We start from the raw sequence: 8,378 nt of genomic DNA, 5'->3' as shown, positions 1-8,378 counted from the left end.
GCGACGGCATCGATTTCGATCTTCCAGCCCGGCCGGGCCAGCGCCTTCACCACCAGAAGCGTGGAGGCCGGACGGTAATCGCCCAGAAAGCCGGCCCGCACGGCGGCAAGGGCCGGCAGGTCGGCGGGGTCCGTCACATAGGTGTTGATGCGCACCACATCGGCCATCGTCATGCCGGCCGCCGCCAGCACGGCCAGCAGATTGCGCCAGCAATTGGCAGCCTGCGCGGCAAAATCCTCCGGCAGCGCGCCGGCGGCATCGATGCCGACCTGCCCGGCGACATGCAGCGTGCGGGCTCCGGCGGGCACCACCATGCCGTGGCTGTAGGCGCCGACCGGGGCGGCGATGTCGGCGGGTGCGACGGGCGTGTTCATCATGGTTCTTCCCGAGTTTCAGGGGGGCAGGGGGAGGCCGGCGCGGCAGCAGGGGCCGTTCAGACGACGACGGCGGCGCCGGGGGTGACGGTGCAGTCGACCCGCTCGCCGGGCCGGTAGCGGGGCAGACCCAGTTCGGCGACCTCGGCGCTCGTCCCGCCCAGCGAAAGCGTCAGACGGGTCAGGCCGCCGGTTTCTGCCACGGCGGTCACTTCGGCCGCGCGCCATGTCGGCGCGGGGGCCTGCCCGGCGGGGCTGAGGATGAAATCTTCCGGTCGCACCAGCAGCCGCACCGGGCCTTCGGCGGCTTTGCGGGTGCGGGCGGCGATGACCGCGCCGGCCACGCCGACGGCCACGGCCTCGCCCGATGTCTGACCGGCGATGCCGTCGAACACCGTGCCGCTGCCCAGAAAGGTCGCCACGAACTCGCTGGCCGGCCAGCGGTAGAGCTCCGTCGGCGCGCCGGCCTGTTCCAGCCGCCCGGCACGCATGATGGCGATGCGGTCGGCCATGGCGAAGGCTTCTTCCTGATCGTGGGTCACCAGCAGGGCGGTGACATGCAGGCGGCGCAGCAGGGCAGAGAGTTCCTGCTGCAGCCGGCCGCGGATCTGGCGGTCGAGGGCGCCGAGCGGCTCGTCGAGCAGCAGGATGCTGGGGCGAACGGCCAGTGCGCGGGCGGTGGCGACGCGCTGGCGCTGGCCGCCGGAAAGCTGCAGCACGCTGCGGCCGGCGTAGTCGGAAAGCCCGACCACATCCAGCATCTTCAGCGCCTGCTCGCGGGCAACCTCCTTCGGAATGCCGCGCACGCGCAGGCCGAAGCCGACATTGTCGATGACCGAGAGGTGCGGGAAGAGCGCATAGTCCTGAAACACCGTGGCGGTGTCGATGCGCTCCGGCGGCAGGCCGGCGATGCTTCTGCCGCCGATGCGGATATCGCCTTCATCCGGTGCCAGCCGGCCGCTGACCATGCCGAGCAGCGTGGTCTTGCCCGAACCGGAGGGGCCGAGAATGGCCACGATCTCGCCGGGCTGGACCCTGAGGCTCACACCCTCCACCGCCCGGTGGCCGCGATAGGACTTGCCGGCCCGGTCGATTTCCAGCTCGCTGCCGGCCATCTTCAGTTCCAGTCTCATCGGTTCCCCCGGATCAGGCCCGTGGCGACGGGCAGGATGGCGACCGCGATGACCAGCACCACGGCGGTGGACAGCGTGGCATAGGCCAGCACGGTCGGCGGCAGGCCGTTGCGTTGCAGCGAATAGACCAGCATCGGCAGACTGTTGAAGCCGCGTCCGTTGAAGAAGGCGATCGCCCACTCGTTGAACGACAGCAGAAAGGCCAGCAGCGCGCCGGAGCGGATGCCGGGCCACAGGATCGGCAACGTCACCAGCCGCAGCGTCTGCGCCGGCGTGGCGCCAAGGTCGCGCGCGGCGTCGTCGAGGCGGGTGTCGTAGTGCAGCAGCTGGGCGGCCACCATCAGCGTCACGAACGGGGTGGCATAGATGGTGTGGCCGAGGATGACGGTGCCGTAGCCGAGCGGCAGCCCCAGATCGACGAAGGCGATCTGCAGGCCGGCGGCAAGCACCAGAACCGGCACCACCAGCGGCAGGAAGCCCGCGGCCACCATCAGCCCTTTGAACGGTGCACTCGCGCGGGCAATGAAGAAGGCGAACAGCGTGCCGAGCACGGTCGCCGCCGCCATGACGGCCAGCGCGATGACGAGCGAGCTCGCGAGCGCGGTGCCGATGCGGCCTTCGTCCATCAGCGCCGCATACCAGCGCAGGGTAAAGCCGCGCAGGGGAAAGGCATAATAGCGGCCGCTGTTGAAGCTGAAGAGCACGATGGTGAGGATCGGCGTCAGCACGAACACCAGCATCAGCCCGGTCCACAGGCCGAGGATGGCGCGGGTCAGGCGTTCCACGGCGCTCATGGGCGTGCTTCCCCGCGGCCGGCGATGCGGATGCCAAGCTGCCCGCAGGCGCGTGCCAGACCGGCAATGACGAACGCAACCGCGGCAACCGACGCGCCGCCGGCAATAATCAGCAGCACCGTCAGGGCGCTGCCCATCGGCCAGTTGAGGGCATGGAAGAACTGGTCGCGGATTTCCGTGGCGCTGAGGCGGCCGGAGGTTCCGCCCAGAATCTCCGGTTCCAGAATGGTGCTGAGGGTCGGCACGAACACGAGAATGGCACCGGTCCACAGGCCGGGCGCACACAGCGGCATCACCACCCGCCAGAACGCCGTTGCCGACGATGCGCCGAGATCGCGCGCGGCCGCAATGTAGCGGTCGTCGACCATGCGCATGGCGAGAAAGACCGTGAAGAGCATGAAGGGAAAGGCGTTGTAGGTCATCGCCACGAGAACGGCGGGCCGGCCGTAGAGCAGGGCGGAGATCGGCTGGTCGATGAGGCCGGCAGCCCCGGCCAGTGTGTTGACAAGGCCGGACCGGCCGAGAATGCCGCGCCACGAAACGGTGCGGACGAGCGGGCCGACGAGAAAGGTCACCGCCACCAGCGACAGCACCAGCGCCTGCAGGCGCGCCGAGCGCACGCCTTTGGCCAGATGATAGGCGACCGGCACCGCGATGACGAGCGAGGCCCCGACCACGGCCAGCGCCATGCCGAGGGTGCGCAGCAGCACGGCCGGCCGGTCCGAGCCGGCGGCAAAGATCGCGGCATAGCTGGCGACGGTCGGGAAGCTGCCGTCGGCTCCGGTCAGCGAGATCAGCGCCAGACCGGCCACCGGAAGGAGGAAGAAGCACACGATCAGGGCAAGCCACGGCCCGCCGGTGACGATGGCCTGCAATCTGCCGCCATGCATGGATGCGGTTTCTCCTGCTCGCGATGCCACGCGGCACCGGTCGGGAAACGGAAGGCGCCGGACGCCGGAAGGGGGGGAGCCCGGCGTCCGGCCGGGCGGGCCTCAGGCGTTCAGCACCTTGTCCCACGCGGCCTGATAGGCGGCGGGGCTGGCCGGCGCGGTCCACCACACGGCCCGCTTCAGGAATGCCGCCGGATCGGCAAGGCCGAGCGAGCGGACGAGATCCGGCGCCATCTTCGCGATGGCGGCGGTCGAGGTCGTCTGGTAGCCGATCTCGGATCCCATCAGCGCGCCGTAGGTGTCGCCGATGAGATAGTTCAGGAATTCGTGGCCCGCGGTCACGGCCTCGCCCTTCGCCTCGCGGGTCAGGAAGGCGGCGTCGTACCACGCAAGCTCACCTTCCTTCGGGTGGGCCCAGCGGATGTCCATGCCATCCTTGTTGAGGTCGAGCAGCATCTTCCAGCCCCAGCAGAGCGTAACCTCGCCGGTGGCCATCAGGTTCTTCAGTTCGCCGATGTCGTTCCAGTAGGTGCGCACCAGCGGCTTCTGGGCGATGAGCACGCGGGTGACTTCCGCCAGTTCCTTTTCGCCCATGGCGAACGGCTTTTCGATGCCGAGATAAAGCGCCGTGGCAACGACGCTCTCGAAGAGGCCGCCGGGCATGGCGATCTGCCCCTTGTATTTCGGGTCGAACAGCGCGCCGATGCTGTCGATCTCGGTCTTCAGGGCCTCATAATTGTAGACGACGGAATCCGTGCCCCACGCATAGGGAACGCCATAGGGCCTGCCGCCGAAGGCGAGGCCGCCGGCCGTCTGGAACTGCGGGATCAGCGCCGGCCAGTTGGGGATCTTCGTCAGGTCGATCGGCTGCAGCACGCCTTCGTCGAAGGTGATCTGAGCGTGGTAGGAGCCGTCGGTCATCACCTCCACACCGGCCCCTCCGGCCTTGAGCTTGGTGATGAGTTCGGAGGGGTCGGAGAAGAACTCCGTGCCGACTTCGATGCCGGTTGCTCTGGTGAAGGGGGCGAGCATCGCCTCCTTGGCATAGTCGGCGTTGGTGCCCCACACGATGCGCCCGCCGGCGGCGCGGGCCCGCGGCAGGCCGCCGGCGCCGAAGCCGAGCGTGAGGCCGGCGCCGGCCAGCGCCATCAGCTTCAGAAGATCGCGCCGCGAGGCCGACCACGGCCCGGGCACGGCGGAATGGGAATGCAGGTGCTTTGTCATCGTCTTCCCGTCTGGTTTGTCGCGTGTGCGTCCGGGCCTTTCCGGCCTCGTTGTTATCGGGTGCGGGCGGCGCGCAGGGTCGTGCGCAGCGCGCTGGTGGCGGCCGGGTCCACGGCGCAATCGTCGTCGTCGGGATCGCCGGTGAAGGCCACGCCATAGATGTCGCGGGCGCGGGCCGCTGTTTCCCAGCGCTCGCGCACGTCCTCCAGCACGCGGGCCGGATCGCGCTCCAGCGGATCGCCGTAGCCGCCGCCCGAGCAGTCGAGACCGCGCACCATCTCGCCCTCGCCAATGGTCAGGTTGACCGCGTTGGGCAGCCGCTCGGCCGTGCCGTCGGCACGCAGATGCCAGGCCGCGGCAAGCGAGCCGTCCAGCCCGCCGCGCACGCCGCGCGCCGGAACAACGGTGCCGTCGCAGGGAAAGATCACCGTCATCCCGCCATGGGTCGGCCCGAAGGCGACATCGCCGCCGGGCGAACCGCGAAAGCGGCCGGCGCCGGCCGAGCCCGGCACGAGGCGCACATGGGCGAACTCGATCGGGTGTTTCAGCTCATCGATTTCCACGGAATCGCGGTAGGTGAGGCCGGAGCCGTCCGGCAGTTCGTAGGTCACCCAGCCATCGGCGAACGGGCTCGCCGGGCCGCCGTTGTTGGCGATGATGAGCTGGTTGACATAGGCGCTGCCGTCGCGCGCATCGGTGCCGGAGATGACGGCCATGCCCACCCCCATGCCGACGCCGCCTTCCGCCACGCCGAAGCCCTCGCCGAGGCTGGCGAAGGCCGCGCCGACGCAGTTGACGAGGCGGTCGGACACGTTGGTGGTGGCGACCGAGCAGGAATGGGGAAAGCGCGGCCGGCCGATCACCTTGCCGTCGGCCAGTTTCAGCGTGATGCGGCGAAAGGTGCCGGAATTCTTTGGAATATCCGGCGGCATGGAATTGAAGATGCCGGTCAGCGTGGCCGAGATGGTGCACGCCTCGCTGACATTCAGGCCGCAGGCGACGTTGTCGATGTTGTCGGTGAGGTCGACGGTGATGCGCGCCGCCTCGGGGTCGATGTCGATTTCCGCGCGGATCGGGATGCCCTGCGGAATGACGCCGGCTATGGGATCGTGGGCGCCGGTGTTGACGACGTGCGCCTTCGGCAGCCGGCGGATGGCCTGCGCCATGCGCTGTTCGGAATAATCGAGCCAGTCGGCCACGAAGCCCTTGACGACGTCGCGGCCATATTTCGCGCACAGCTCCTTCAGCCGCCGTTCGGCGATGCGCGCCGCGCCCAGCCCGGCGAGAAAATCGCCATACCACTGGCCCGGCGCGCGGATGCGGGCCTGGCACATGCGGATGATGTCGTCGTTCATGCGGCCGTCGCGCTGGATGCGCACCGCCGGGAAGATCAGGGCGCCTTCCTCGTAAATGTCCTTCGCGGTGACGTGATAGGTGGTCGGCAGCGAATTGCCGATATCGGCCTGATGGGCCTTGGCCACGGCGGTGAAGAGGTGCTCGCCCTCGAAGAACACCGGCACGAGGAAAGTGTGGTCGGCGGCGTGGGTGTTGCCGGAGAACGGATCGTTGTGCAGGTAGGCGTCGCCCTCGCGAAGGTCGCCGGCGTGCAGCTCGCACATGGTGCGGGTCTGCAGGCTGGCGCCGAACGAGTGGATCGGCAGGCCGTCGGCGCAGGCCAGCAGTTCGTTGTCGGCCGTGCAGATGCCGCAGCTGAAATCGCGCGCGCTGTTGATGACGGCCGAGCGCGCGGCGCGCAGCAGCGTGTTGGTCATTTCCCGCACGATGCTGTCGATGCGGTTGGAGAGAACCGCCGTCAGCACGGGGTCGATGGATCGCCGTTCAGTCATCGCACCGCTCCGTTTCACCGGGAGAAGGACAGGAGATAATTGCCGCGCGGGCTGACGGTGGCCGCCGTGCCGGGATAGACGACGAGGGTGGTCGTCGGCTCCTCCACGATGGCCGGCCCTTCCACATGGTGGCCGGGCTTCAGATCCGCGCCGCGATAGACCGGCGTCTCATGGGCGATGCCGCCCTCGAAGAAGCAGCGGCGCGTGGCGCAGGCGGCCGGCGTATCGCCGGCCGGGCCTTCGGCGGCCGGGTTTTCGGCCCGCGCCGCCAGAGCCACCGTCAGCCGCATCTTCCAGTTGACGAACTCCACCGGGCTGCCGGGATCCGTCACCGCGAACACACGCTCGTGAACCTGATGGAACGCGGCGACGAGGGCGGCGAGCCCGTCGGCATCGGCCACGGCGTTGCCGGGCACGGGCGTGTCGAGCTGCCAGACCTGCCCCGGATAGCGAGCTTCCGCGAAGGCCTCGAAGCGCGCGCGGCTGCGGGCCTCCGGCCCGAGCGTGGCGAGAAAGGTTTCCAGCCGGGCCTTCAGGGCCGCCAGTGCAGCGGTGGCGCCGGCAAAGTCGAAGCGGTCGGAAGTGGTGATGGCGGTTGCCGTCTCTTCCTTCACGATATCGGCGAACTGCATACCGGCGGCGGACAGGGCGGAGGCCGCCCGCGGCAGGATGACCTGTTCGCAGCCCAGTTCGCGCGCAATCGGCAGGATGTTGATGCCGGCCGCCCCGCCGCCGGCGACGATGGTGCTTTCGCGCGGGTTCACACCCTCGGCAATGGTCACCTCGTGGATGGCCTTGATCATCAGTTCGCTGGCGATGGTGATCATCGCATAGGCGGTTTCCTCGATGCTGCGGCCGATGCGGGCCGCAAGGCCGCCGACGGCACGGCGGGCGGCCTCCACATCCAGCGTCATGCGGCCGCCGAGGAAGGCATCCGGGTTGAACCAGCCCAGCACGCAGGCTGCATCCGACACGGTCGGCGCGGTGCCGCCGCGGCCGTAGCAGGCCGGGCCCGGCGAAGAGCCGGCCGATTGCGGGCCGACGCGCAGCAGGCCGCCGTCGTCGAGCCAGCCGATGGAGCCGCCGCCGGCGCCGAGCGAGCGGATATCCACCGACGAGATGCCGAGCAGGTGGCCGGTCCACAGTCCGCCGAGCCAGGTGTCGCGGCTGTAGGTGAGCTGACCGTCGCGCACCAGACCGACATCGAACGTGGTGCCGCCGGTATCGCAGACGATGACGTTGTCGCCCAGTTCCTCGACCGCGCTGAAAGTGGCGGCCGCGACCGGCGCCATGGCCGGGCCGGACTTGACGGTGTGGATCGGCGCGCAGACCAGTTCGTCGATCAGCATCACCCCGCCGACGGTGGTGGAGACGAGAATGTCGTTGCGATAGCCGGAGGCGCGCAGATCCTCTTCCAGTCCCTTGAGGTGGGCCTGCATCAGCGGCTTCAGCGAGGCATCGATGGCGGTGGCGGAAGCGCGGCGATATTCGCGCACCACCGGCAGGAGGCGGTGCGACAGGGTGAACGGCACGCCGGGCAGCATTTCGGAGATGAGTTCGCCCATGCGCTCCTCATGGGCGGGGTTGGCGACCGACCACAGGAACGAGACGGCAACCGCCTCGAAGGCCTTCGCTTTCAGGCGCTCCAGAACATGGCGGGCAGCCGCCTCGCCGAACGGGCGCGACACCGAACCGTCGGCGCGGATGCGGCCGGGAACCTCGAAGGTGAAGCGGCGGGGAATGTAGGGGGCGGGAAAGTCGCGGGTGAAGTCGTGGGCATTGGCCCGCCCGCCCTCGCGCAGCACCAGAACGTCGGGAAAGCCTTCCGTCACCAGCAGCGCCGTTCTGGCGGTCTTGCCGGTCACGGTGGCGTTGGTGGCGCGGGTGGTGCCGTAGGTGAAGAGCGCGGTCTGCTGCAGAAGCTCTGCCGCGGTGAGGCCGAGCGTGGCGGCCGCCACGCCCAGCGCCTCGCGCATGCCGTTGAAAATGCGCTCGTGGGTGGTGAGCGCCTTGCCGATGGTGTAGCGCCCGGCTGCATCGGTCACCAGAACGTCGGTGAAGGTGCCGCCCGTATCGACTGAAATCCGGTACATCGCCAAAAATCCGTTCAGAACCG

At 69.2% G+C, this 8,378-nt stretch carries 7 protein-coding genes; all 7 read right to left on the bottom strand.

Annotation, left to right across the window (positions count from 1 at the left end):
• The coding region (locus V7067_RS00740; RefSeq protein WP_334173951.1) for a RidA family protein at positions 1-377 on the bottom strand (377 nt) is incomplete at its 3' end.
• Between the two features lie 56 nt (positions 378-433).
• A complete protein-coding gene (locus tag V7067_RS00735; protein ID WP_334173950.1) occupies positions 434-1,507 on the bottom strand; it encodes an ABC transporter ATP-binding protein in 1,074 nt (357 codons plus the stop codon).
• Positions 1,504-2,301, bottom strand: a complete 798-nt coding sequence (locus tag V7067_RS00730) for an ABC transporter permease (RefSeq protein WP_334173949.1) — start codon at positions 2,299-2,301, stop codon at positions 1,504-1,506. The genes V7067_RS00735 and V7067_RS00730 overlap by 4 nt, the downstream gene beginning before the upstream one ends.
• On the bottom strand, positions 2,298-3,191 hold the full coding sequence (locus tag V7067_RS00725; protein ID WP_334173948.1) for an ABC transporter permease: 894 nt from the start codon (positions 3,189-3,191) through the stop codon (positions 2,298-2,300). The genes V7067_RS00730 and V7067_RS00725 overlap by 4 nt, the downstream gene beginning before the upstream one ends.
• A 102-nt stretch (positions 3,192-3,293) precedes the next feature.
• The gene (locus tag V7067_RS00720) at positions 3,294-4,415 is read right to left on the bottom strand and encodes an ABC transporter substrate-binding protein (protein WP_334173947.1); all 1,122 of its coding nucleotides are present in this window, start codon (positions 4,413-4,415) and stop codon (positions 3,294-3,296) included.
• A gap of 53 nt (positions 4,416-4,468) precedes the next feature.
• On the bottom strand, positions 4,469-6,262 hold the full coding sequence (locus V7067_RS00715; RefSeq protein ID WP_334173946.1) for a hydantoinase B/oxoprolinase family protein: 1,794 nt from the start codon (positions 6,260-6,262) through the stop codon (positions 4,469-4,471).
• 14 nt (positions 6,263-6,276) lie between these two features.
• Positions 6,277-8,355 (bottom strand): hydantoinase/oxoprolinase family protein, encoded by a 2,079-nt coding sequence (locus tag V7067_RS00710; RefSeq protein ID WP_334173945.1) that lies wholly within the window; start codon positions 8,353-8,355, stop codon positions 6,277-6,279.
• Between the last annotated feature and the right edge of the window lie 23 nt (positions 8,356-8,378).

Source organism: Pseudoxanthobacter sp., assembly GCF_036822375.1.
Classification (GTDB): domain Bacteria; phylum Pseudomonadota; class Alphaproteobacteria; order Rhizobiales; family Segnochrobactraceae; genus Pseudoxanthobacter.
The sequence above is the reverse complement of the archived record's forward strand: the minus strand, read 5'-3'. Positions and strand labels throughout refer to the sequence as shown.

Coding starts and splice junctions, on each gene's coding strand:
- V7067_RS00735 (WP_334173950.1), bottom strand. CDS start 1,507: ATGAGACTGGAACTGAAGATGGCCGGCAGCGAGCTGGAAATCGACCGG.
- V7067_RS00730 (WP_334173949.1), bottom strand. CDS start 2,301: ATGAGCGCCGTGGAACGCCTGACCCGCGCCATCCTCGGCCTGTGGACC.
- V7067_RS00725 (WP_334173948.1), bottom strand. CDS start 3,191: ATGCATGGCGGCAGATTGCAGGCCATCGTCACCGGCGGGCCGTGGCTT.
- V7067_RS00720 (WP_334173947.1), bottom strand. CDS start 4,415: ATGACAAAGCACCTGCATTCCCATTCCGCCGTGCCCGGGCCGTGGTCG.
- V7067_RS00715 (WP_334173946.1), bottom strand. CDS start 6,262: ATGACTGAACGGCGATCCATCGACCCCGTGCTGACGGCGGTTCTCTCC.
- V7067_RS00710 (WP_334173945.1), bottom strand. CDS start 8,355: ATGTACCGGATTTCAGTCGATACGGGCGGCACCTTCACCGACGTTCTG.